The sequence below is a fragment of the Deltaproteobacteria bacterium genome (assembly GCA_016875225.1).
Classification (GTDB): domain Bacteria; phylum Myxococcota_A; class UBA9160; order SZUA-336; family SZUA-336; genus VGRW01.
This window is the reverse complement of the sequence record VGRW01000005.1, coordinates 68,792-88,472: the sequence shown is the minus strand read 5'-3', so window position 1 is coordinate 88,472 and position 19,681 is coordinate 68,792. Positions and strand designations below refer to the sequence as shown.

Below are 19,681 nucleotides of genomic sequence, written 5' to 3'. Positions count from 1 at the left end.
TCTGGCGACGAACGTCGCCCGATCCAACGGGTGAAGAGATAGTCCGCCCCGGAGGGAAACCTCCGGACACGCGTAAAATCCTTTGAGGCGTGAGCCTCGTGCGGGTTCGAGCCCCGCTCCGGGCATCCAATGCGGATCGCGATCGAACGGACCGCTATCGGAAGCGCATCGAGCTGCGGACGGTCTCGACCGGAGTGGCTTCGAGCAGCGAGCGCAGCGTGTCCCGATCCAGGATCGTCGTGCGCTGATAGCGCCAATCGGGTCGTTCGAGCTCGAGGCGGAACAGCTCGGGGCCGTTCATGATCTGCCTCACGCTCGCGCGCCCGCCCTCGTCGAGGTCGCGCTGGATCGACCGGATGATCGCGCTGACCCGCTTCGCGCGCAGTCGTTCAGGGTCGACCTCGAAGGTCCGCATCCCGCGGATCCAACGAAACACTCCTGCTGGCTTGGAGCTGCGCATCTGCATTCATGCTATCGGTGGCCCCCGACGGAGGCAACCGGAGAGTTCGGGTCTTCCTCGAGCGCGAGCATCTGCCCGAGCGCGCGGTCGTAGCGGGCGAGCGATCGAGGCGCACCGCCGAGAATCTCGATGCCGACGAGCGCAAAGGCGCGAGAGCCGTACTCGCCGGGCTCGAACTCGACGCGCGTCCAGCGGGTCCGTCCGATCACGTCTACCGACGATTCTCCCGGCAGGCGAAGTTGCAGAAGCACGCGCGTGCCGATCGCGGGAGGTCGTTCGCAGCGCACGCACATTCCCCGGCGCGACAGATTCCGCGTTCTCTCGTCGGCGCTCGTCGCGAAGAAGACCTGGCCGGTGGCTCCGTCTCGCGACGCGTCGATCGGGGTGAGCTCGAGCCTGAGGTCGGCATGGATGCGAGTGTCGGTTCGACGCTGCGGCTCGTTCGCGCGGGCGGCGCCGACACGAGCGCCCGCGAGGGGAATCCTGCGCCAGCCGGGCGCCGAAGCGGGAGACTCCGGCGCGAGCGGGGTGCCCCCGATCTCGTCTCGAAGCGGCTTCGGCTCTTTCATGGCTCCCTCCGCGTCCTCGTCTGGCTCTTCGGAGCGCGTTCTCGCGCGCTTTAGGCGCGACGCGCTGGCGGAGCGGCGTTCGCCGGCGGTCATGAGCTACGCGGAAGAGTGTCGCTTCTCGGGGCTCGCGCGTTCCTCGAATCCCCAGCTGCGCGCGAACGCTCGTCCCTTGTCGCGGGTCTCGCGCAGCTCCTGCTCGACGTCGGAGTCCGCGACGATTCCGCCGCCGAGGTGCAGGTGAAGCTCGCCGCCGCTGGCTACTGCCGTGCGGATCGCGATCGAAAGGTCCACGTCGCCGACGGAGTCGAAGACGCCGAGCGCGCCCGTGTAGACGCCGCGCGGGACCGGCTCGAGCTCGGCGATGATCTGCATCGCGCGAAGCTTCGGCGCACCGGTGATCGACCCCCCGGGGAAGGTCGCTTCGAGCAGGGCGGGCCAGTCGGCGGGATCGCGCAGCCGTCCCTCGACGCGCGAAACCAGGTGGTGTACGTCGCTGTACGAGCGCGGCTCGCAGAGCCGGGTGACACGGACGCTGCCGGTCTTGCAGACCCGTCCGAGATCGTTTCGCTCGAGGTCGACGATCATCACGTGCTCCGCGCGATCCTTCGCCGAGCGCTCGAGCTCCGCGAGCAGGGCGGAGTCCGCGGCAGGCGTTTCTCCGCGGGGCCGCGTGCCCTTGATCGGGCAGGTCTCCACCCGCTCGCCCGACACCCGCAGGAAGCGCTCGGGTGACGCCGAGATCAGCGTCTGCTCGGGCGTCTCCAGATAGGCGCTGAACGGGGCGCCGGCTCGCTCCGCGAGTCGGCCGAAGAGCCGGCGGGCTTCGCTCTGTTCCGGCGCCGAGGTCTCGAGCCTCCGCGACAGATTGACCTGGTAGACGTCGCCCGCGCGGATGTAGTCCTTCACGCGCTCGATCGAGCGCCCGAACTCGAGGTCACTGCTGCGCGAGACGGGCGAGGGGAGCGCTGCACAGGCAGCTCGCGGGCCCGGTGCGGCCGCGGCGATCCGGTCGGCGAGCCGATCGACGGCTCGGCGCGAGCTGCCGACGATCTCGGCCGCGCCGCTGCGCCAGTCGTACCGGTAGACCGCGAGGAAGCCAGCGAGTTGGACCGGCGCACGCGGCGGTTCGCAGCTCGGGGTCACGCGGCCGCCGCTGAGCTCGAGGCCGAGCTCGTACCCGAGGCTTCCGATCAGGATCGCTCCGAGCGAGGTCACGCAGCGCGCGTCCGCGAGCCACCGTCTGGCCTCCTGAAGCGCCGCAAGGCCGCCGGCGAAGACGGCTTCCGGATCGAGCGCGAGCAGTCCGACTCCGGGACCGTCGCTCCCAGGGTCCGAGCCCCAACCAGACGGGCCGAGCGCGTCCAGCAGATGGGGAGCTCCGCCTCGGGGCAGCCACTCGAGCAGCTGCGACGGCGGCCGGCCGCCGGGAACCTCGAATCTGAAGACGGGCGCCGCCACGGCCGGACCTCGATTACGCGCTCTCGCTGCGGCGCGGAGTACAGTCTGCGCCATGCGGGAATCAGGATCGAAGCTAGCCGTGATCGAGGGCGCGCGGCCAGTGATCGAGGCGCTTCGCGCGCGTCGGCGACGGATCCACGAGGTCAGCCTCCCCGAAGGGGACGGCAGCCCCGCACGACGGGAGCTCGAGGCGCTACTCGCAGGCGCGGGAATCCGGGTCCGCGCGTCGGGGCCGAGCCAGGGTGTTCGCGCGCTCGCCGACCCCTATCCGGAAGAGGACTTCGAGGTGCTGCTCGCGACCGGTTCGCCTCGCCTGCTCGTTGCGCTCGACCGCGTGACCGATGTCGGCAATCTCGGGAGCATCGCGCGGACCGCAGAGGCGGCGGGTGCGAGCGGGCTGATCCTGGAACATCGCCATGCCCCGCCGATCGCCGCCGGCGCGCTGCGCGCGAGCGCGGGCGCACTGGAGCACCTGCGGGTCGGCCGCACCCCGAATCTGGCTCGTGCGCTTCGGCTTGCCGCCGCCGAGGGGGTCGCGGTGCTGGTCGCCGAGGCCGGCGGGCCTCCGATCGAGCGCCTCGCGGCGGAGGTGCTGCTCGGGGATCTGATCTGGGTGTTCGGCAGCGAGGACCGGGGTGTCCGGCCCGGGGTTCGGCACCAGGCGCATGCATCGGTCGGGATCCCCCTGTCAGGTGAGACCGCCTCTCTGGGTGTCGCGGCGGCGGCGGCCTACCTGCTGCTTCGCACGGCAGAGATCCGACGGGACGGCGAAACCGAGGCGAAGCTCGGGTCCGGCTTTCGGGCGCACGATGCCTCGCAGATGCCCGGTGGCACGAACGAAATCTCGTGATACAGTCGCGGCTTGCGCTGGCGTAGCTCAATTGGTAGAGCAGCTGACTTGTAATCAGCAGGTTGGAGGTTCGAGTCCCCTCGCCAGCTCCGAGCGCCTAGCGCCGGAGTTTCTGGGGATGCGAGCCGAGCCGACGAGCCCTTCAGTCGAGAACACGAGTAACACGAGATAGAGACGGCTTCCCGGCAACGCGAGTGAACAGGAGTGCTCGGGGGGGCGGGGTTCGTTTTGCGCGCGATCGCGCTGAATCGAACGGCCCGGATTCACTGGGAGAGGTACCAAAGCGGTCAAATGGGACGGGCTGTAAACCCGTTGGCATTAGCCTTCGGAGGTTCGAATCCTCCCCTCTCCACCATGCAGAACGGTTCGACGGCTTCGCGCGGAGGCGTACACACAAAGGTTTCAGGCGGGAATAGCTCAGTTGGCTAGAGCACAAGCCTTCCAAGCTTGGGGTCGCGGGTTCGAGTCCCGTTTCCCGCTCCAGGCTCACGAAGGGCGGGGACTTTCGAGTGCCCATGTAGCTCAGATGGTTAGAGCGCGTCCTTGGTAAGGACGAGGTAGGCGGTTCGACTCCGCCCATGGGCTCCACGACGAACGGCACGAACGGCAAGACTCACAACGCGCTGACAGAGGAAAGACGAGCAAGACATGTCCAAGGAGAAGTTCGAGCGAACCAAGCCTCACGTGAACGTGGGGACGATCGGTCACGTGGATCACGGGAAGACGACGTTGACGGCGGCGATCACGGCGCGTCAGGCGACGAAGGGGATGGCTCAGAAGCTGGCGTTCGACCAGATCGACAAGGCGCCGGAGGAGCGGGAGCGCGGGATCACGATCGCGACGGCTCACGTGGAGTACGAGTCGAAGGCGCGTCACTACGCGCACGTGGACTGTCCGGGGCATGCGGACTACGTGAAGAACATGATCACGGGCGCGGCGCAGATGGACGGGGCGATTCTGGTGGTGTCGGCGGCGGACGGTCCGATGCCGCAGACGCGCGAGCACGTGCTCCTGGCCAAGCAGGTGAACGTGCCGCACATGGTGGTGTTCCTGAACAAGGTGGACATGGTGGACGACCCGGAGCTTCTGGAGCTGGTGGAGCTCGAGGTTCGGGAGCTGTTGTCGAAGAACGATTTCCGTGGGGACGACGTTCCGATCGTGCGTGGGAGCGCGTTGAAGGCGGGTCAGAGCTCGTCGGACGACGCGGCGAACCAGTGCATCGACGAGTTGATGGAGGCGTTGGACACGTGGATTCCGGAGCCGAAGCGGGCGTTGGACAAGCCGTTCCTGATGCCGATCGAGGACGTGTTTTCGATTTCGGGTCGCGGGACGGTGGTGACGGGTCGCGTGGAGCAGGGGAAGGTCCACACGGGTGACGAGGTCGAGATCGTGGGTGTGAAGCCGACGACGAAGACGGTGGTCACGGGCGTGGAGATGTTCCGGAAGCTGTTGGACGAGGGTCAGGCGGGGGACAACATCGGTTGTCTCTTGCGGGGAACGAAGAAGGAGGAGGTGGAGCGGGGTCAGGTGCTGGCGAAGCCCGGCTCGATCACGCCTCACACGAAGTTCAAGGCGGAGGTGTACGTGCTGACGAAGGAGGAGGGTGGTCGACACACTCCGTTCTTCAAGGGGTACCGGCCGCAGTTCTATTTTCGGACGACGGACGTGACGGGGATCGTGGAGTTGCCGGAGGGCACGGAGATGGTGATGCCCGGAGACAACATCGCGATCAAGGTGGATCTGATCACCCCGATCGCGATGGTTCAGGGTCTTCGCTTCGCGATTCGCGAGGGCGGCCGCACGGTCGGCGCCGGCGTCGTCGCCGAAGTGATCGAGTAACTGGCCATGGCAGAGCTCGCCACCCCGAAGATCCGCATCCGCATGAAGGCGTTCGATCACAAGCTGCTCGACATGAGCGCCTCCGAGATTCTCGATACCTGCGTTCGCACCGGATCGCGAACCGCGGGGCCGATTCCTCTGCCGACCTCGATCGTCAAGTTCACGGTCCTGCGCGGTCCGCACGTGGACAAGAAGTCGCGGGAGCAGTTCGAGATCCGGACGCATCGACGACTGATCGACATCCTCGACCCGACGCCCCAGACGGTGGACGCGCTCATGAAGCTCGAGCTCTCCGCCGGTGTGGACGTGGAGATCAAGCTCTAGGACGATGGCCATGGAACTCGACCCGAAGATCTTCGAAGCGCCGATCCGAGGCGACCTGTTGCACACCGTGTCGGTGGCGCAGCTGGCCGCTCGACGCAGTGGAACCGCAGCGGTCAAGAGCCGCGCGCAAGTATCCGGCGGCGGCATCAAGCCCTGGAAGCAGAAGGGCACCGGTCGCGCCCGCCAGGGAACGATCCGCGCACCGCAGTGGGCGGGAGGCGGAGTCGTGCACGGACCGCGTCCGCGCGACTACGAGGTTTCCGTGCCCAAGAAGGTGCGCAAGGCGGCGCTCCGCTCCGCCCTCTCGCTGCGCAAGAGCGAGGGTCGCGTCCTCGTCGTCGACGACATCGTGCTCGGCGAGCCGAAGACGCGGCTCCTCGTCGGGAAGCTCCGCGAGCTCGGCGCCGAGGATGCGCTGATCGTCACGCGGGAGCGCGACCGCAACCTCGAGCTCGCCGGTCGCAACCTGCCCTTCGTGCGGGTGCTCGCGGTGATGGGTTTGAACGTGCGCGACGTGCTGCTGCGCAAGCACCTCGTGATACTGCGGTCCGCGCTGCCGGCCGTCGTGGAGAGGCTGTCATGAAGGATCTTCGACAGGTGATCCAGCGCCCCGTCGTCACGGAGAAGAGCACGATCGAGCGCGAGCGGGAGAACATCGTCACGTTCGCAGTCCACCCGGAGGCGAACAAGCACGAGATCCGCCGCGCGGTCGAAGAGCTCTTCAACGTGAAGGTGCTCGAGGTCCGGACGAATCGTGTGCGCGGGAAGTCCCGGCGCGTGGGCAGGTTCACAGGCGATCGCCCGTCGTGGAAGAAGGCGCGCGTGCGCCTGCGCTCCGGCGACTCGATCGAGTTCTTCGAGGGGGTCTGAGTCGTGGCCACGCGAAACTACAAGCCCACATCACCAGGCCGGCGCGGCATGTCCGTCGCCGACTTCTCCGAGCTCAGCAAGAAGAAGCCGGAGCGCGCCCTCACCAAGGGGAAGACGAGCAGCGGCGGCCGCAACGCGCGCGGCAAGATCACCAGCTACCACCGCGGCGGCGGTCACAAGCGACTCTACCGCGAGATCGACTTCAAGCGCGACAAGTGGGACATCCCGGCAAAGGTCGCCGCGATCGAGTACGACCCGAACCGAAGCGCGCGAATCGCGCTGCTCCACTACGCGGACGGCGAGAAGCGCTACATCGTGTCGCCGCAGGGCATGAGAGTCGGCGATCGGGTCATGACCGGCGAGCGCGCGGAGATCAAGCCCGGCAACACCCTGCCGCTGCGGCTGATCCCGACCGGATCGCTGATCCACAACATCGAGCTCAAGCCGGGAAGGGGTGGTCAGCTGGCGCGCTCGGCGGGAATGGGTGCGCAGCTGATGGCGTGCGATGCGAAGTATGCGCAGCTGAAGCTTCCGTCGGGCGAGACGCGAATGGTGCTCGCGGGCTGCCTCGCGACGATCGGACAGGTCGGAAACGCCGAACACGAGAACGTGTCGGTCGGCAAAGCGGGGCGCTCGCGCTGGCTCGGCATCCGGCCGAACGTTCGCGGCGTGGCGATGAACCCGGTCGATCATCCGCACGGCGGAGGCGAGGGGCGCACGTCGGGCGGCCGGCACCCGGTGAGCCCCTGGGGCATGCCGACCAAGGGTTACAAGACACGCAACAACCGCCGGACGGATCGCTTCATCATCCGCGGCCGAGGACAGAAGTAATGGCACGCTCCGTAAAGAAGGGACCGTACATACAGGCCAGCCTTCAGCGGAAGGTCGAGTCGATGGTGAGCTCGGGGTCGCGTCAGATCATTCGCACCTGGTCGCGGCGCTCGATGATCACTCCGGAGATGATCTTCCTGACGCTGCACGTCCACAACGGCCGCCTGTTCATGCCGGTGTTCATCACCGAGAACATGGTCGGACACCGCCTCGGCGAGTTCGCGCCCACACGCAAGCCGGTCGTCCACTCGGGCGATCGCAAGGTGAAGAGCGCGGCGCCGCCGGCTCCGGCGAAGAAGTGAGGCGAGGGAAATGGAAGTTCGAGCGAGAGCCAAAGGGGTGCGATTCCGGCCGCGGAAGGGGCGTCTGGTGGCGGACTTGATCCGCTCCAAGTCGGCGAGCCGGGCTCTCGAGATCCTGCGCGGCTGCGAGAAATCTGCGGCGGTGCCGTTCGAGAAGCTGCTGCGCTCCGCGCTCGCGAATGCCGTCGAGCACAACTCGCGGCACCAGGCGGGCATCGACCTGGACAATCTCTACGTGAAGCGGGTGACGGTCGACGAAGGACCGCGCTCGTGGCGGATTCGACCTCGGGCGCAGGGGCGCGCGACCTGGATCAACAAGGGCGTGAGTCATGTGACTCTCGTGCTGGACGAGCGGTAGGAGAGGACTTTGGGACAGAAAGTACATCCATACGGCTTCCGGCTCGGCGTCATCAACGGCTGGCAGTCGAACTGGTATGCCGAGCGCGGCTACGTGGGCGCGTTGCACGAGGACCTGCGCATCCGGGACTTCATCAAGAAGCGCGCATTCCATGCCGGCATCAGCAAGATCGTGATCGAGCGGCGCGCGGAGAAGATGTCGGTCAACATCCACACCGCCCGCCCGGGGATCCTGATCGGGAAGCGCGGCGCCGACGTCGACGCGCTCCGACACGAGATCGCGGAGATGACCAAGAACGAGGTCTTCATCAACATCCGCGAGGTCCGCAAGGCCGAGGTCGACGCCCAGCTGATCGCCGAGAACATCGCGCTGCAGCTCGAGCGCCGCGTGGCATTCCGGCGCGCGATGAAGAAGGCGATGCAGGCCGCGCTGAAGTTCGGCGCCCAGGGCATCAAGTTGAAGGTCTCGGGTCGGCTCGGCGGCGCGGAGATGTCGCGGGTGGTGCAGTACATGGAAGGACGCGTTCCGCTGCACACCCTGCGCGCACAGGTCGAGTTCGGATTCTGGGAGGCGCACTGCACCTACGGCTTGATCGGCGTGAAGTGCTGGGTATTCCAGGGCCTGGTGCCAGACGCGAAACTCGACGACCACCGACTCGGTCGGCTCGAAGAGGCGCAGGCGCGCTGAGCTGATACGGAGTTCCAATGCTGCAACCCAAGAGAACCAAGTTCCGCAAGGTCCAGAAGGGCCGACTGCGCGGCAAAGCGTATCGCGGCGGTGAGCTCGCCTTCGGCGACTTCGGCTTGCAGACGCTCGATCACGGACTGATCACGGCGCGCCAGATCGAGGCCGCACGCATCGCGATGACCCGCCATGCGAAGCGCGGCGGCAAGATCTGGATCCGCATCTTTCCGGACAAGCCCATGACCAAGCGTCCGCCCGAGACCCGCATGGGAAAGGGAAAGGGCAGTCCCGAGTTCTGGGCCTGTCCAGTGAAGCCGGGGCGCGTGCTCTACGAGATGGAAGGCGTCGACCGAACCACGGCGCGCGAAGCGCTGCGACTCGCGAGTCACAAGCTCGGCGTGCGCACGCGCATCCTGGAGAGGAGCGAGGCATGAAGGCCGCCGACATTCGCAAGCTGAGCGACACGGAGCTGTCGGATCGCGTCGCCGAGGCGCGCGACCAGCTCTTCAGGCTTCGCATCAAGCATGCGACCCAGCAGCTCGAGAAAACGGCCGATCTGCGCCGCGCCAGGCGCGACCTGGCCCGCGCGCTCACGCTCGAAGCGGAGCGGAAGGAAAAGGGGAAGGCATGAGCGCTCGTGGCCTTCGGAAGATCCGAGAGGGCGTCGTGGTCTCCGACAAGATGGACAAGTCCGTCATCGTCGAGGTGAGCCGCACGGTCCTCCATCCTCTGTATCAGAAGTACGTGCGCAAGCGGACTCGCTTCATGGCGCACGACGAGACGAACGCGTGCAAGGTCGGTGACCGGGTGCGGATCATCGAGTCGCGCCCGCTCTCGCGCCGCAAGCGCTGGCGCATTCAGGAGAAGCTGGCGTGATCCAGATGCAGTCCGTCCTCGAAGTCGCAGACAACTCGGGCGCGCGCCGGGTCTTCTGCGTGAAGGTGCTCGGTGGCTCGCAGCGCCGCTACGCCTCGATCGGCGACATCATCGTGGTGTCGGTGAAAGAGGCCCTGCCCGGCGCCCGCGTGAAGAAGAAGCAGCTGCACAAGGCGGTCATCGTCCGGACCCGGAAGGAGATCGGGCGCTCCGACGGCTCGTACATCCGCTTCGACGACAACTCCGTGGTCCTGGTGGACAACAACCGCGAGCCGATCGGTACGCGCATCTTCGGGCCTGTCGCCCGCGAGCTCCGCGCCAGGCGTTTCATGAAAATCATCTCGCTCGCACCCGAGGTGCTCTGATGTCGGCCAGGATCCGCAAAGGCGATACGGTCGAGGTCACGACCGGCCGGGACCGCGGCAAGCGTGGTCGGGTGCTGCGCGTCCATCCCGATCGCGATCGCGTGACGATCGAGCGCGTGAACGTGGTCAAGAAGCACCAGAAGCCGAACGCGGCGACGCGACAGGGCGGGATCATCGAGAAGGAAGCACCGATTCACGTCTCGAACGTGGCGTTGGTCCACAAGGGCGAGAAGACCCGCGTGGCCTTCCGTGTGGTCGATGGACGCAAGCTCCGCTGGAGCAAGAAGCACGACGAGGCGATCGATGGCTAGGGCGAAGAAGAAGACGGCCGAGACCGAAGGTCCGGTCGAACCGACGATCGAGGGCTACGTGCCGCGTCTGCAGGAGATCTACAAGTCCGCAGTCGCGCCCGAGCTGCAGAAGCGCTTCCAGTACAAGAGCGCCATGCAGGTGCCGCGGCTGGTGAAAGTGACGCTGAACGTCGGGCTCGGCGAAGCGACGCAGAATCCCAAGCTGCTCGATGCGGCGGCGGAGGAGATCGCGCGGATGACCGGCCAGAAGCCGATCATCCAGAAGGCCAAGAAGGCGATCGCGAACTTCCGGCTGCGCGAGAACCAGCGCATCGGCGTGACCGTGACGCTGCGCCGGGCGCGAATGTGGGAGTTCCTGGATCGGCTCGTGAATGTCGCTCTGCCCCGCGTTCGCGACTTCCGGGGCATCTCGCCGCGCGCCTTCGACGGGCGCGGCAACTACACGCTGGGCCTGCGCGAGCAGATCATCTTTCCGGAAGTGGACTACGACAAGGTCGAGAAGATCAGGGGATTGAACGTGACGATCGTGACGACGGCGGAGACCGACGAGGAGGGCCTGGCCCTGCTCACCGGGCTCGGCATGCCGTTCCGGACGTGAGGGGTCATGGCGAAGACATCCAAGCTGCAGCAACAGCAGAGGCTCCGGACGGCGCGGGTCGGCGGCAAGCTCGAGTTCCGAACCCGCTACTACAACCGCTGCGGGCGCTGCGGCCGCGCACGCGGCTACTACCGCAAGTTCGACCTGTGCCGGATCTGCCTGCGCAAGCTGGCGCTCGAGGGGAAGATCCCGGGCATCACGAAGTCGAGCTGGTGAGGGAATCGACGTGATCCACGATCCGATCGCAGACATGCTCACGCGGATTCGAAACGGCGGACGTGCGCGGCTGCTGCGCGTGAAGATGCCGAAGTCCAAGCTCAAGGTGGAAGTCGCGCGCGCGCTCCGCCAACGAGGCTACATCGCCGGCTACTCGGACGATCCCGAAGCAGCGAAGCCGACCCTGTGCGTCGAGATCCGCTATGGGGACGACGATCGCCCGGTGATCGAGGGCATCCAGCGCATCTCGAGCCCCGGACGGCGCGTCTACGTGCGGGCCAACCGGATCCCGCAGATTCGAAGCGGCCTGGGCATGGCGATCCTGTCGACGCCGCGGGGAATCATGACCGACACCGAAGCGCGTGACGCCGGCGTCGGCGGCGAGCTTCTCGCCAAGGTCTGGTGAGCGATGTCCAGGATCGGAAAACTGCCCGTCAAGCTGGCTCAGAACGTCGAGATCAAGGTCGCCGACGGGAACGTCGCCGTGAAGGGCCCCAAGGGCACGCTCGTGGAGGCGCTCGCGCCTCACTGCCGGATCGAGGTCGAGGGCGGCGAGCTGCGCGTGCTCCGCGATGCCGACACCAAGCGCGCGAAGGCGATGCACGGACTGATGCGCGCACTGCTCGCGAACATGGTCACGGGCGTGACCTCCGGCTTCTCTCGGGCGCTCGAGATCAACGGAATCGGCTATCGCGCGGAGGTCGCCGGAAAGAAGCTGACGCTCACGATCGGCTACTCGCATCCGGTCGCCATGGCGATCCCGGCCGACCTCGAGGTCGTCGCCGAGAGTCAGACACGCCTGGTCGTTCGCGGATCGAACAAGCAGAAGGTCGGCCAGTTCGCGGCCGAGATCCGCAAGGTTCGCGAGCCCGAGCCGTACAAGGGCAAGGGCATTCGCTACGCCGGCGAGGTCGTGCGCCGGAAGGTCGGCAAGACCGGAACTTCGGGAGGCTAACGGGTCATGAAGGTTTCTCGCCGGAAGGCTCTCCTCGAGCGGCGCAAGCTTCGCGTTCGCAAGCAGCTGCGGACGAGCGAGCGGCCGCAGCTCACGGTCTATCGCAGCTCGAAGCACATCTACGCGCAGATCACGGATCCGATCACGGGAAAGACGCTCACGGGCGTCTCGACGCGTTCGCCCGGCGTGCGCGAGGGCCTGGAGTCGACGAAGGACGTCGATGCGGCCAAGAAGGTCGGTACGGCGATCGCGAAGCTCGCGCAGGAGCGCGAGATCCGCGAAGTGAGCTTCAACCGAAACGGGTTCGTCTACACCGGACGAGTGAAGGCACTCGCAGACGCCGCGCGCGAAGCCGGGCTGTCTTTCTAGCAGGAGCGAGGATCGAATGGCGCGACAGAGTCTGCGACGCGAACGGTTGAATCCGAACGATTACGAACTCGAGGAGCGGGTGGTCGACATCAACCGCGTCGCGAAGGTCGTGAAGGGCGGGCGCCGCTTCGGCTTCACCGCGCTCGTGGTGCTCGGCAACGGGCAGGGCGTGGTCGGGTCGGGGCTCGGCAAGGCCAACGAGGTTCCGGAGGCGATTCGCAAGGGCATCGAGCAGGCGCGCAAGAACCTGATCAGTGTTCCGCTTCTCGAGGGGACGATTCCTCACGAGGTGAAGGGCGAGTTCGGCGCGGGCATGGTGGTGCTGCGGCCCGCGCGGCGCGGCACCGGCGTGATCGCGGGCGGCGCGGTCCGCGCGCTCTGCGAGGCCGCGGGCGTGCAGAACGTGCTCACCAAGAGCCTGGGGACGAACCGACACCACAACGTCATTCGGGCGACGCTCGACGCCTTCCGCCAGCTGCGCGTACGCGAGGAACGCATCGCCGAGCTCGCCGGCGCGGCGTCGAGCTAGGGGGCCGCACGATGGGCACGAAGAAGGCGAAGTCGACGGCGCGGATCCGCGTGCACCAGGTGCGCAGCGCGATAGGCTACGCGCCCGATCAGCATCAGACGCTGCGGGGGCTCGGGCTCGGCAAGCCGAACGCCGTCCGCGAGCTCGAAGACACGCCGGCGATCCGCGGGATGATCAAGAAGGTGCGCCACATCGTTCGCGTGGAGGGGGAGTGATGCTCGATCGGCTCAAGCCCAACCGTGGATCCCGCCGCCCGCGCAAGCGCGTCGGACGCGGCGTCGGAAGTGGCAGCGCGAAGACCTCGGGCCGCGGCACGAAGGGCGCGGGCTCGCGCGCGGGCCGGAAGCACAAGCCGCACCGTGAAGGCGGTCAGATTCCGCTGGTGATGCGCATGCCCAAGCGAGGCTTCACGAACATCTTCGAGCGCCAGCTTCAGGTCGTGAACGTGAAGGCGCTCGGACGCTTTGCATCCGGAGCGGACGTCGATGTCGCGGCGCTCGCGGAAGCCGGGCTCGTGCGCAGCGCCACCGAGCCAGTCAAGGTCCTCGGCAGCGGAGATCTCGGCGTCGCGCTCAATCTGCGAGTCGCGGCGGTCTCCGATTCGGCGCGCAAGAAGATCGAGGCGGCGGGCGGCAGCGTGGAGATCCTCGCGTCGTGACGACGAGCGCCGTCGGAAACATCGCGCGAATTCCCGAGCTGAACCGGCGCATCCTGTTCACGTTCGGGATGCTGGCGGTCTACCGCATCGGCTGCGCGGTCCCGACTCCGGGAATCGACCCGGTCGAGATTCGCAGGTACTTCGAGCAGTCCTCGGACGGAGGGATGTTCGGCCTGCTGAACCTGTTCACTGGCGGAGCTTTCGAGCAGCTCTCGATCTTCTCGCTCGGCATCATGCCCTACGTCTCGGCCTCGATCATTCTGCAGCTGCTCACCGTCGTGATCCCGAAGCTCGAGGAGCTGAAGAAGGAAGGGGAGGAGGGCCGGCGGGTGATCACCCGCTGGACGCGCTACGGCACGGTCATCCTGGCCGTCGTCCAGGGCATGCTGATGGCGACCGCGCTCGAGGGCGGAGCGCTGGGCGCGAACACCGTTCTCGAGCCGGGCTGGGCCTTCCGCTTCAGCACGATCCTGACCCTCACCGCCGGCACCTCGTTCATCATGTGGCTGGGCGAGCAGATCAACGAACGCGGGATCGGAAACGGAATCTCGCTGGTGATCTTCGCCGGCATCGTCACGAGCATCCCGTCCGCGCTCGCGCGGGTCTGGGACATGGTTCGCACCGATCAGCTGGCGCCGATCTCGGTGATCCTGCTCTTCGCGTTCATGGTGGCCGTGGTCGGCGTGATCGTCTACTTCGAACGCGCGCAGCGGCGCATTCCGATCCAATACGCGCGTCGAGTCGTCGGTCGGCGCCAGCTCGCCGGCGGCATGACCTACTTCCCGCTGCGCCTCAACACATCCGGCGTGATCCCGCCGATCTTCGCGTCCTCGCTGCTCGTGCTGCCGATCCAGATCGCGCAGTGGACAGGGATGGAAGCGATCGGCGACTTCGTGAACGACTACTTCGGCTGGAGCACCTGGGGACACAACCTCACCTACGTCGCGCTGATCATCTTCTTCGCCTACTTCTACACCGGGGTGATGTTGAACCCCGACGACGTGGCCGAGAACGTCAAGAAGAATGGCGGCTACATTCCGGGCATCCGCCCCGGCAAGCGAACCGCCGAGTACATCCAAAGGGTGATGAACCGGGTCACGGCGGTCGGCGCGCTCTACCTGGCCGCGATTTGCGTGCTTCCCAACCTGCTGCAGTCCCAGTTCGCGGTGCCGTTCATCTTCGGCGGCACGGCGCTCCTGATCGTGGTCGGCGTGGCGATGGACACCGTCGGACAGGTCGAGGCGCACCTCGTCGCGCACAACTACGACTCCTTCGTCCAGGGCGCGCGCTTGCGCGGGCGGGGCGGACGATGAGCCGGGAGCGGAATCTGATCCTGACCGGCCCACCCGGCTCCGGGAAGGGCACTCAGGCCAAGCGCCTGGTCGAGAAGTTCGGGATCCCGCAGATCTCGACCGGCGACATCCTGCGCGAAGCGGTGGCGAGCGGCTCGGCGATCGGCCAGCGCGCCAAGGCGATCATGGCCAGCGGCGAGCTGGTCCCCGACGAGGTGGTGATCGAGATCGTGCGGGACCGGCTCGATCGCGCCGACTGCAAGACGGGATTCGTGCTCGATGGCTTCCCGCGCACGCGGCCGCAGGCCGTGGCACTGGACCGGATCCTGCGCGAGCGCGGCCGCGAGCCGGTTCGCGTGCTCGCGCTCCGCGTCGCGGAAGACGAGCTGCGCAGCCGCCTGCTCGGGCGCGGCGAGGGTCGCGCGGACGACACCGAAGAGGCGGTGAAGAAGCGCCTCGAGGTGTACCGGCGCGACACCGAGGCGGTGCTCGACCACTACGCGGACGCGGTCCACCTGATCGACGGAGTCGGCGCGCTCGATGCCGTCACGGCGCGGCTTCTCGCCGCGCTCGGAGCGCGGCCGTGATCCAGCTGAAATCCAAACGCGAGCTCGAGAAGATGCGCGAGGCAGGTCGGCACGTCGGCGAGATCCTGCAACGGCTCGGCGAGATCGCGAAGCCCGGCGTGACGACGGCCGAGCTCGATCGCGCGGCGCACGCGGAGATCAGGGCGCGCAAGCTCGAGTCGTCGTTCTTGGGCTACGCGCCCGGCGACAACCCCCCGTTTCCCGCGGTGATCTGTGCCTCGGTGAACGAGGAGATCGTGCACGGGATTCCCGGCGGACGACGGCTCGTCGAGGGAGACCTGCTCAAGATCGACTTCGGCGCCGTCTGCGAGGGCTTCCACGCCGATGCGGCGATCACCGTTCCGATCGGCGAGGTCGACCTCGAGTCCCGCCGGCTGGTCTCGACCACGCTCTCGAGCCTGTACGCGGGCGTCGAGCAGATGGAGCCCGGAAAGCGCCTGGGCGACGTCGGCGCGGCCGTTCAGGAGACCGTCGAGCGCGAGGGTTTCTCGGTGGTGCGGGACTTCGTCGGTCACGGCATCGGCCGGGCCATGCACGAGCCGCCGCAATTGCCGAACTTCGGGCGCCCCGGTCGAGGACAGCGGCTCCGCGAGGGGATGGTGCTCGCGATCGAGCCGATGGTGAATGCAGGTTCGTACGAGGTCTGTCTGCGCGACGACGGCTGGACGGCCGCCACGGCCGACGGCAGGCGCTCGTGCCATTTCGAGCACACGGTGGCGATCACCGAGCACGGACCGGAAATTCTCACCCGTGTACCGGGCAGCCACCAGGGAGGCAGGCCGTGAAGGTCCGCGCGAGCGTCAAGAAGATGTGTGTCAAGTGCAAGCTCATCCGCCGCAAAGGCGTGCTGCGGGTGATCTGCGAGAACCCCAAACACAAGCAGAGGCAGGGCTAGAGCATGGCTAGAATCGCCGGAGTCGATCTGCCGCGGGAGAAGGCGGTCCGGGTCGCTCTGACCTACATCTACGGGATCGGGAACACCTCGGCCCTGCGGATCTGCGACGAGGCGGGGGTTTCCCCGACCACGAAGACCTTCGATCTCGACGAGAGCGAGGTCGTCCGACTTCGCGACGTGATCCAGGGTCAGTACAAGGTCGAGGGTGATCTGCGCCGCGAGGTGCAGCAGAACATCAAGATGCTGATGGACATCGGCTGCTATCGCGGCCTTCGCCATCGCAAGGGGCTTCCGGTGCGCGGTCAGCGCACCCACACCAACGCGCGTACCCGGAAGGGTCCGCGCAAGACCGTCGCTGGCAAGAAGCAGGCGACGAAGAAGTGAGCGCTCGATGGGCGTAGCCAAGGCAAAGAAGGTCAAGAAGAAGGTCCGGAAGAACATCCAGACCGGCGTCGCGCACATCCTGTCGACGTTCAACAACACCGTCATCACGATCACCGACGTGGCCGGCAACACGATCGCGGCCTCGTCGGCGGGGCAGGTCGGCTTCAAGGGCTCGCGCAAGTCGACGCCCTACGCCGCGCAGATCTGCGCGGAGGACGTGGCGAAGAAGGCGATGGAGCACGGCGTGCGCCAGATCGGCGTGGTCGTGAAGGGCCCGGGTGCGGGTCGCGAGCCGGCCGCGCGCGGGCTCCAGGCCGCCGGCTTCAAGGTCACCTACATCCGCGACGTCACGCCCATCCCCCACAACGGCTGCCGCCCGCCGAAGCGGCGCCGCGCCTAAGGAGTCCTCTTGGCTCGCTACAACGATTCGGTCTGCAGACTCTGTCGCCGGGAGGGCATGAAGCTCTTCTTGAAGGGCGACCGCTGCTTCACGGACAAGTGCTCGATCGAGCGGCGCAACTATCCGCCCGGCCAGCACGGCCAGGGGCGGCCGAAGTTCTCGGACTACGGGCTGCAGCTGCGCGAGAAGCAGAAGGTGCGCAGGATCTACGGCCTGCTCGAGCGGCAGTTCCGCAAGACCGTCGCCGAGGCGTCGCGAATGAAGGGCGTCAAAGGCGAGAACCTGATGGCGCTCCTGGAACGGCGGCTCGACAACGTGATCTTCCGGCTCGGCTTCGTGACTGCGCGGACCGAGGCACGGCAGCTGGTCCGGCACGGTCACTTCGCCGTCAACGGCAAGCGCGTCGACATACCGTCGTACCGCGTGCGCAAGGGCGACAAGGTCGAGCTCACCGAGCGCGGCCAGAAGGCCGCCCGGATCGAGGGCGCGCTCGCCGCGCTGGAGAGTCGGAGCGTGCCGAGCTGGCTCTCGGTCGACAAGGCCCAGAAGCAGGGTACGATCCTCGGCGATCCGGTCCGCGACGAGATCACGCTTCCGATCCAGGAGCAGCTCATCATCGAGCTCTACTCCCGCTAGTCGACGCGGGCGCGATCGGACGCGCCCGCACCTGCATTCCCACCCATCTCGGAACATCACCGGAGGAGACGCATGAACGTCGAACTCATGGTCAGAAACTGGCAGACGCTGATTCGACCGCGGCGAATCGACGTCGAGGACAATCTCTCGTCGACCTACGGAAGGTTCGAGTGCGCTCCACTCGAGCGTGGCTTCGGCCTGACGCTGGGTAACTCGCTGCGCCGTGTGCTCCTGTCGTCGCTGCAGGGCGCGGCGATCACCTCGATCCGGATCGAGGGAGTGCAGCACGAGTTCAGCACGATTCCGGGCGTCCTCGAGGACGTGACCGACGTGATCCTGAATCTGAAGGAGGTTCGGCTGCGCGCGAACGCGCTCGGACCGAAGCAGATCCAGATCAAGAAGTCGGGCGCGGGACCGGTGACGGCGGGCGACTTCACGTCGCCGGACCAGACGGTCGAGATCCTCGAGCCCGGCCACCACGTCGCGACCCTCTCCCAGGACGCGGAGTTCTCCCTCACCGCGACCGTCGAGGTCGGCAAGGGCTTCGTGCTCGCGGAGAAGAACGCCAAGGAGGAGCAGCCGATCGGGACCATTCCGATCGACTCGATCTTCTCGCCGGTGCGCAAGGTGAACTACACCGTCACCAACGCGCGAATCGGACGCGAGACCGACTACGACCGGCTGGTGCTCGAGATCTGGACCGACGGCTCGGTGAGCCCGGGCGATGCGCTCGCGTTCTCGGCCAAGATCCTCAAGGACCAGCTCTCGATCTTCATCAACTTCGAGGAGCAGGCCGAGTACCCTGTGCCCGGCCCCGCGCCGATCCTGGCGCCCAACGAGATCCTCTATCGTCCGGTGGACGAGCTAGAGCTCTCGGTGCGCTCCGCGAACTGCCTGCAGAACGCCAACATCAAGTACATCGGCGAGCTGGTCCAGCGCAGCGAGTCGGAGATGCTGAAGACCAAGAACTTCGGCCGCAAGTCGTTGAACGAGATCAAGGAGGTCCTCGCCGGGCTCGGACTCGAGTTCGGAATGAGGCTCGACAGCTTCCCCGCGCGCAAGGAGCTCGACCGGATGCGCGAGGATGCCCACGCCTGAGAGGACGCCATGCGTCATAGCAATGCCAACCGAAAACTGTCCCGCAGCCCTTCGCACCGCCGTGCGATGCTGCGCAACCTCGTCACGTCGCTGCTCGAGCACGAAGAGGTGCGCACGACCACGGCCAAGGCGAAGGAGGTGCGCCGGCTGGCCGAGCGGATGATCACGCTCGGCAAGCGGGGAACGCTCGCCTCGCGCCGCAGGGCGCTCGAGACGATCCGCAGCAAGGCCGTCGCGAAGAAGCTCTTCGATCAGCTGGCTCCGCGCTACGGCGCTCGGCCGGGCGGCTACACGCGGATCTTCAAGCTGGGTACACGCCACGGTGACAACGCCGAGATGTCGCTGATCCAGCTCGTGGACATGCAGAAGTCGGCCGGATCGGGAGCCGACGCGGGCCATTGAGTCCGAATCGCAGCCGCGTCGGCGTCCTGCTCGCGGCCGTGGCGGTGTTCGCGGCGGGCATCGCCGTCCTCGCCTGGCTCAGGGAGCCGTCCCGCCCCTCGCTGCGACCCGGCTCGGCCGCGCCGCCCTTCTCGCTGCCCTTCGCGGACGGCGGGAGCACGAGCCTCGAGGCGTTTCGCGGTCGGGTCGTGTTCGTGAACTTCTGGGCGACTTGGTGCGCGCCGTGTCGGGAAGAGGCCCCCTCGCTGGAACGGCTGTACCGGGCCGCGCGCGCGGAGGGCTTCGAGGTGCTCGGCATCTCGGTGGACTCCGAGCAGGACGAGGCCGCGGTCGAACGATTCGTCCGCGAGCTCGGCCTCACGTTCCCGATCCCGCGCGACCCCCACAAACGTGTGTACTCCGCGTACCAGGTCTCGGGCGTACCCGAGACGTTCCTGGTGGACCGCCAGGGGCGAGTGCTCGAACGCTTCGTGGGCCCTCAGAATTGGGACGACCCGCGCTATCTTCGCGCGATCCGGCATGCGCTCGCGTCGGGCGAGCGTCCGAGCTCGGAAGGGGGGTAGCG

35 protein-coding genes and 4 tRNA genes are annotated in these 19,681 nt (G+C 67.1%); 36 read left to right on the top strand and 3 right to left on the bottom strand.

Features of this window, described 5'->3' with window-relative positions; translation table 11 throughout:
• Window positions 1-154 precede the first annotated feature (154 nt).
• Genes FJ108_02805 through pabB form a run of 3 tightly spaced genes read right to left on the bottom strand, consistent with a single transcriptional unit; the run spans window position 155 to window position 2,541 of the window.
• Window positions 155-415, bottom strand: coding sequence for a hypothetical protein (locus FJ108_02805; GenBank protein ID MBM4334828.1), 261 nt, complete (start codon window positions 413-415; stop codon window positions 155-157).
• A gap of 56 nt (window positions 416-471) precedes the next feature.
• Entirely contained in the window at window positions 472-1,122 is a 651-nt protein-coding gene (locus FJ108_02800; GenBank protein ID MBM4334827.1) for a hypothetical protein, read from the bottom strand.
• Window positions 1,123-1,125: 3 nt separating this feature from the next.
• Window positions 1,126-2,541 carry an aminodeoxychorismate synthase component I gene (gene pabB, locus FJ108_02795; protein MBM4334826.1) on the bottom strand — a complete coding sequence of 472 codons (1,416 nt, stop codon included), beginning with the start codon at window positions 2,539-2,541 and terminating at the stop codon, window positions 1,126-1,128.
• Between pabB and FJ108_02790 the strand changes: the two genes are divergently transcribed.
• The 36 genes from FJ108_02790 (at window position 2,540) to FJ108_02615 (ending at window position 19,679) form a co-directional block, all read left to right on the top strand.
• Complete coding sequence (locus FJ108_02790) at window positions 2,540-3,337, top strand: RNA methyltransferase (GenBank protein MBM4334825.1); 798 nt, start codon at window positions 2,540-2,542, stop codon at window positions 3,335-3,337. The two genes, pabB and FJ108_02790, sit on opposite strands and share 2 nt — an antisense overlap.
• Before the next feature lie 16 nt (window positions 3,338-3,353).
• Window positions 3,354-3,429: transfer RNA gene (locus FJ108_02785), tRNA-Thr, on the top strand.
• 177 nt (window positions 3,430-3,606) lie between these two features.
• A tRNA-Tyr gene (locus tag FJ108_02780) sits at window positions 3,607-3,692 on the top strand.
• Window positions 3,693-3,743: 51 nt separating this feature from the next.
• A tRNA-Gly gene (locus FJ108_02775) sits at window positions 3,744-3,820 on the top strand.
• 28 nt (window positions 3,821-3,848) lie between these two features.
• Window positions 3,849-3,925, top strand: a tRNA-Thr gene (locus FJ108_02770).
• A gap of 60 nt (window positions 3,926-3,985) precedes the next feature.
• Entirely contained in the window at window positions 3,986-5,176 is a 1,191-nt protein-coding gene (tuf, locus tag FJ108_02765) for an elongation factor Tu (protein MBM4334824.1), read from the top strand.
• A gap of 6 nt (window positions 5,177-5,182) precedes the next feature.
• The gene (rpsJ, locus tag FJ108_02760; GenBank protein MBM4334823.1) at window positions 5,183-5,500 is read left to right on the top strand and encodes a 30S ribosomal protein S10; all 318 of its coding nucleotides are present in this window, start codon (window positions 5,183-5,185) and stop codon (window positions 5,498-5,500) included.
• A gap of 4 nt (window positions 5,501-5,504) precedes the next feature.
• Window positions 5,505-6,083: a 50S ribosomal protein L4 gene (rplD, locus tag FJ108_02755; protein ID MBM4334822.1), complete on the top strand. Its 579-nt coding sequence runs from the start codon at window positions 5,505-5,507 to the stop codon at window positions 6,081-6,083.
• Window positions 6,080-6,370, top strand: coding sequence for a 50S ribosomal protein L23 (locus tag FJ108_02750; protein ID MBM4334821.1), 291 nt, complete (start codon window positions 6,080-6,082; stop codon window positions 6,368-6,370). The genes rplD and FJ108_02750 overlap by 4 nt, the downstream gene beginning before the upstream one ends.
• Window positions 6,371-6,373: 3 nt before the next feature.
• On the top strand, window positions 6,374-7,201 hold the full coding sequence (rplB, locus tag FJ108_02745; protein ID MBM4334820.1) for a 50S ribosomal protein L2: 828 nt from the start codon (window positions 6,374-6,376) through the stop codon (window positions 7,199-7,201).
• Window positions 7,201-7,503: a 30S ribosomal protein S19 gene (rpsS, locus tag FJ108_02740; protein ID MBM4334819.1), complete on the top strand. Its 303-nt coding sequence runs from the start codon at window positions 7,201-7,203 to the stop codon at window positions 7,501-7,503. The genes rplB and rpsS overlap by 1 nt, the downstream gene beginning before the upstream one ends.
• 10 nt (window positions 7,504-7,513) lie before the next feature.
• Entirely contained in the window at window positions 7,514-7,861 is a 348-nt protein-coding gene (locus tag FJ108_02735; GenBank protein ID MBM4334818.1) for a 50S ribosomal protein L22, read from the top strand.
• 9 nt (window positions 7,862-7,870) lie between these two features.
• On the top strand, window positions 7,871-8,548 hold the full coding sequence (rpsC, locus tag FJ108_02730; GenBank protein MBM4334817.1) for a 30S ribosomal protein S3: 678 nt from the start codon (window positions 7,871-7,873) through the stop codon (window positions 8,546-8,548).
• Window positions 8,549-8,565: 17 nt separating this feature from the next.
• Window positions 8,566-8,979 carry a 50S ribosomal protein L16 gene (gene rplP, locus FJ108_02725; GenBank protein ID MBM4334816.1) on the top strand — a complete coding sequence of 138 codons (414 nt, stop codon included), beginning with the start codon at window positions 8,566-8,568 and terminating at the stop codon, window positions 8,977-8,979.
• The gene (locus FJ108_02720) at window positions 8,976-9,176 is read left to right on the top strand and encodes a 50S ribosomal protein L29 (protein MBM4334815.1); all 201 of its coding nucleotides are present in this window, start codon (window positions 8,976-8,978) and stop codon (window positions 9,174-9,176) included. Before rplP ends, FJ108_02720 begins: the two co-directional genes overlap by 4 nt.
• Entirely contained in the window at window positions 9,173-9,421 is a 249-nt protein-coding gene (gene rpsQ, locus FJ108_02715) for a 30S ribosomal protein S17 (GenBank protein MBM4334814.1), read from the top strand. The genes FJ108_02720 and rpsQ overlap by 4 nt, the downstream gene beginning before the upstream one ends.
• On the top strand, window positions 9,418-9,786 hold the full coding sequence (rplN, locus tag FJ108_02710; protein MBM4334813.1) for a 50S ribosomal protein L14: 369 nt from the start codon (window positions 9,418-9,420) through the stop codon (window positions 9,784-9,786). Before rpsQ ends, rplN begins: the two co-directional genes overlap by 4 nt.
• Complete coding sequence (locus FJ108_02705; GenBank protein MBM4334812.1) at window positions 9,786-10,097, top strand: 50S ribosomal protein L24; 312 nt, start codon at window positions 9,786-9,788, stop codon at window positions 10,095-10,097. Before rplN ends, FJ108_02705 begins: the two co-directional genes overlap by 1 nt.
• A gap of 58 nt (window positions 10,098-10,155) precedes the next feature.
• Window positions 10,156-10,695, top strand: a complete 540-nt coding sequence (rplE, locus tag FJ108_02700; protein MBM4334811.1) for a 50S ribosomal protein L5 — start codon at window positions 10,156-10,158, stop codon at window positions 10,693-10,695.
• A 6-nt stretch (window positions 10,696-10,701) separates the two neighbouring features.
• Window positions 10,702-10,911 carry a type Z 30S ribosomal protein S14 gene (locus FJ108_02695; GenBank protein ID MBM4334810.1) on the top strand — a complete coding sequence of 70 codons (210 nt, stop codon included), beginning with the start codon at window positions 10,702-10,704 and terminating at the stop codon, window positions 10,909-10,911.
• Window positions 10,912-10,945: 34 nt separating this feature from the next.
• Window positions 10,946-11,317, top strand: coding sequence for a 30S ribosomal protein S8 (rpsH, locus tag FJ108_02690; GenBank protein MBM4334809.1), 372 nt, complete (start codon window positions 10,946-10,948; stop codon window positions 11,315-11,317).
• Between the two features lie 3 nt (window positions 11,318-11,320).
• A complete protein-coding gene (locus FJ108_02685; protein ID MBM4334808.1) occupies window positions 11,321-11,866 on the top strand; it encodes a 50S ribosomal protein L6 in 546 nt (181 codons plus the stop codon).
• Between the two features lie 6 nt (window positions 11,867-11,872).
• The gene (locus tag FJ108_02680; GenBank protein MBM4334807.1) at window positions 11,873-12,235 is read left to right on the top strand and encodes a 50S ribosomal protein L18; all 363 of its coding nucleotides are present in this window, start codon (window positions 11,873-11,875) and stop codon (window positions 12,233-12,235) included.
• Between the two features lie 16 nt (window positions 12,236-12,251).
• Window positions 12,252-12,764 (top strand): 30S ribosomal protein S5, encoded by a 513-nt coding sequence (locus tag FJ108_02675; GenBank protein MBM4334806.1) that lies wholly within the window; start codon window positions 12,252-12,254, stop codon window positions 12,762-12,764.
• A gap of 11 nt (window positions 12,765-12,775) precedes the next feature.
• Complete coding sequence (rpmD, locus tag FJ108_02670; GenBank protein MBM4334805.1) at window positions 12,776-12,979, top strand: 50S ribosomal protein L30; 204 nt, start codon at window positions 12,776-12,778, stop codon at window positions 12,977-12,979.
• Window positions 12,976-13,422 carry a 50S ribosomal protein L15 gene (locus FJ108_02665; protein MBM4334804.1) on the top strand — a complete coding sequence of 149 codons (447 nt, stop codon included), beginning with the start codon at window positions 12,976-12,978 and terminating at the stop codon, window positions 13,420-13,422. Before rpmD ends, FJ108_02665 begins: the two co-directional genes overlap by 4 nt.
• The gene (gene secY / locus FJ108_02660) at window positions 13,419-14,735 is read left to right on the top strand and encodes a preprotein translocase subunit SecY (GenBank protein MBM4334803.1); all 1,317 of its coding nucleotides are present in this window, start codon (window positions 13,419-13,421) and stop codon (window positions 14,733-14,735) included. The genes FJ108_02665 and secY overlap by 4 nt, the downstream gene beginning before the upstream one ends.
• Window positions 14,732-15,301: an adenylate kinase gene (locus FJ108_02655; protein ID MBM4334802.1), complete on the top strand. Its 570-nt coding sequence runs from the start codon at window positions 14,732-14,734 to the stop codon at window positions 15,299-15,301. Before secY ends, FJ108_02655 begins: the two co-directional genes overlap by 4 nt.
• Window positions 15,298-16,086 carry a type I methionyl aminopeptidase gene (map, locus tag FJ108_02650; GenBank protein MBM4334801.1) on the top strand — a complete coding sequence of 263 codons (789 nt, stop codon included), beginning with the start codon at window positions 15,298-15,300 and terminating at the stop codon, window positions 16,084-16,086. The genes FJ108_02655 and map overlap by 4 nt, the downstream gene beginning before the upstream one ends.
• Window positions 16,083-16,196 carry a 50S ribosomal protein L36 gene (gene rpmJ, locus FJ108_02645; protein ID MBM4334800.1) on the top strand — a complete coding sequence of 38 codons (114 nt, stop codon included), beginning with the start codon at window positions 16,083-16,085 and terminating at the stop codon, window positions 16,194-16,196. The genes map and rpmJ overlap by 4 nt, the downstream gene beginning before the upstream one ends.
• 3 nt (window positions 16,197-16,199) lie before the next feature.
• The gene (rpsM, locus tag FJ108_02640) at window positions 16,200-16,580 is read left to right on the top strand and encodes a 30S ribosomal protein S13 (protein ID MBM4334799.1); all 381 of its coding nucleotides are present in this window, start codon (window positions 16,200-16,202) and stop codon (window positions 16,578-16,580) included.
• A gap of 7 nt (window positions 16,581-16,587) precedes the next feature.
• Window positions 16,588-16,980, top strand: coding sequence for a 30S ribosomal protein S11 (gene rpsK / locus FJ108_02635; GenBank protein MBM4334798.1), 393 nt, complete (start codon window positions 16,588-16,590; stop codon window positions 16,978-16,980).
• Window positions 16,981-16,989: 9 nt separating this feature from the next.
• Complete coding sequence (rpsD, locus tag FJ108_02630; protein MBM4334797.1) at window positions 16,990-17,616, top strand: 30S ribosomal protein S4; 627 nt, start codon at window positions 16,990-16,992, stop codon at window positions 17,614-17,616.
• Between the two features lie 87 nt (window positions 17,617-17,703).
• The gene (locus FJ108_02625; GenBank protein MBM4334796.1) at window positions 17,704-18,714 is read left to right on the top strand and encodes a DNA-directed RNA polymerase subunit alpha; all 1,011 of its coding nucleotides are present in this window, start codon (window positions 17,704-17,706) and stop codon (window positions 18,712-18,714) included.
• Window positions 18,715-18,723: 9 nt separating this feature from the next.
• On the top strand, window positions 18,724-19,116 hold the full coding sequence (locus FJ108_02620; GenBank protein MBM4334795.1) for a 50S ribosomal protein L17: 393 nt from the start codon (window positions 18,724-18,726) through the stop codon (window positions 19,114-19,116).
• A complete protein-coding gene (locus FJ108_02615) occupies window positions 19,092-19,679 on the top strand; it encodes a TlpA family protein disulfide reductase (protein ID MBM4334794.1) in 588 nt (195 codons plus the stop codon). Before FJ108_02620 ends, FJ108_02615 begins: the two co-directional genes overlap by 25 nt.
• The last annotated feature ends 2 nt before the right edge of the window (window positions 19,680-19,681 follow it).

Bases quoted from the DNA above. Each gene is read 5' to 3' on its own strand.
- FJ108_02805 (MBM4334828.1), bottom strand. From the start codon at position 415: ATGCGGACCTTCGAGGTCGACCCTGAACGACTGCGCGCGAAGCGGGTC.
- FJ108_02685 (MBM4334808.1), top strand. From the start codon at position 11,321: ATGTCCAGGATCGGAAAACTGCCCGTCAAGCTGGCTCAGAACGTCGAG.
- FJ108_02720 (MBM4334815.1), top strand. From the start codon at position 8,976: ATGAAGGCCGCCGACATTCGCAAGCTGAGCGACACGGAGCTGTCGGAT.
- FJ108_02620 (MBM4334795.1), top strand. From the start codon at position 18,724: ATGCGTCATAGCAATGCCAACCGAAAACTGTCCCGCAGCCCTTCGCAC.
- rpsH (MBM4334809.1), top strand. From the start codon at position 10,946: ATGCTCACGCGGATTCGAAACGGCGGACGTGCGCGGCTGCTGCGCGTG.
- rplP (MBM4334816.1), top strand. From the start codon at position 8,566: ATGCTGCAACCCAAGAGAACCAAGTTCCGCAAGGTCCAGAAGGGCCGA.
- FJ108_02750 (MBM4334821.1), top strand. From the start codon at position 6,080: ATGAAGGATCTTCGACAGGTGATCCAGCGCCCCGTCGTCACGGAGAAG.
- rpsJ (MBM4334823.1), top strand. From the start codon at position 5,183: ATGGCAGAGCTCGCCACCCCGAAGATCCGCATCCGCATGAAGGCGTTC.
- pabB (MBM4334826.1), bottom strand. From the start codon at position 2,541: ATGGCGCAGACTGTACTCCGCGCCGCAGCGAGAGCGCGTAATCGAGGT.
- FJ108_02655 (MBM4334802.1), top strand. From the start codon at position 14,732: ATGAGCCGGGAGCGGAATCTGATCCTGACCGGCCCACCCGGCTCCGGG.
- rpsK (MBM4334798.1), top strand. From the start codon at position 16,588: ATGGGCGTAGCCAAGGCAAAGAAGGTCAAGAAGAAGGTCCGGAAGAAC.
- FJ108_02625 (MBM4334796.1), top strand. From the start codon at position 17,704: ATGGTCAGAAACTGGCAGACGCTGATTCGACCGCGGCGAATCGACGTC.
- rplD (MBM4334822.1), top strand. From the start codon at position 5,505: ATGGCCATGGAACTCGACCCGAAGATCTTCGAAGCGCCGATCCGAGGC.
- FJ108_02735 (MBM4334818.1), top strand. From the start codon at position 7,514: ATGGAAGTTCGAGCGAGAGCCAAAGGGGTGCGATTCCGGCCGCGGAAG.
- FJ108_02705 (MBM4334812.1), top strand. From the start codon at position 9,786: ATGTCGGCCAGGATCCGCAAAGGCGATACGGTCGAGGTCACGACCGGC.
- FJ108_02790 (MBM4334825.1), top strand. From the start codon at position 2,540: ATGCGGGAATCAGGATCGAAGCTAGCCGTGATCGAGGGCGCGCGGCCA.
- rpmD (MBM4334805.1), top strand. From the start codon at position 12,776: ATGGGCACGAAGAAGGCGAAGTCGACGGCGCGGATCCGCGTGCACCAG.
- rpsQ (MBM4334814.1), top strand. From the start codon at position 9,173: ATGAGCGCTCGTGGCCTTCGGAAGATCCGAGAGGGCGTCGTGGTCTCC.
- rpsM (MBM4334799.1), top strand. From the start codon at position 16,200: ATGGCTAGAATCGCCGGAGTCGATCTGCCGCGGGAGAAGGCGGTCCGG.
- FJ108_02675 (MBM4334806.1), top strand. From the start codon at position 12,252: ATGGCGCGACAGAGTCTGCGACGCGAACGGTTGAATCCGAACGATTAC.
- tuf (MBM4334824.1), top strand. From the start codon at position 3,986: ATGTCCAAGGAGAAGTTCGAGCGAACCAAGCCTCACGTGAACGTGGGG.
- rpsS (MBM4334819.1), top strand. From the start codon at position 7,201: ATGGCACGCTCCGTAAAGAAGGGACCGTACATACAGGCCAGCCTTCAG.
- FJ108_02695 (MBM4334810.1), top strand. From the start codon at position 10,702: ATGGCGAAGACATCCAAGCTGCAGCAACAGCAGAGGCTCCGGACGGCG.
- FJ108_02680 (MBM4334807.1), top strand. From the start codon at position 11,873: ATGAAGGTTTCTCGCCGGAAGGCTCTCCTCGAGCGGCGCAAGCTTCGC.
- FJ108_02800 (MBM4334827.1), bottom strand. From the start codon at position 1,122: ATGACCGCCGGCGAACGCCGCTCCGCCAGCGCGTCGCGCCTAAAGCGC.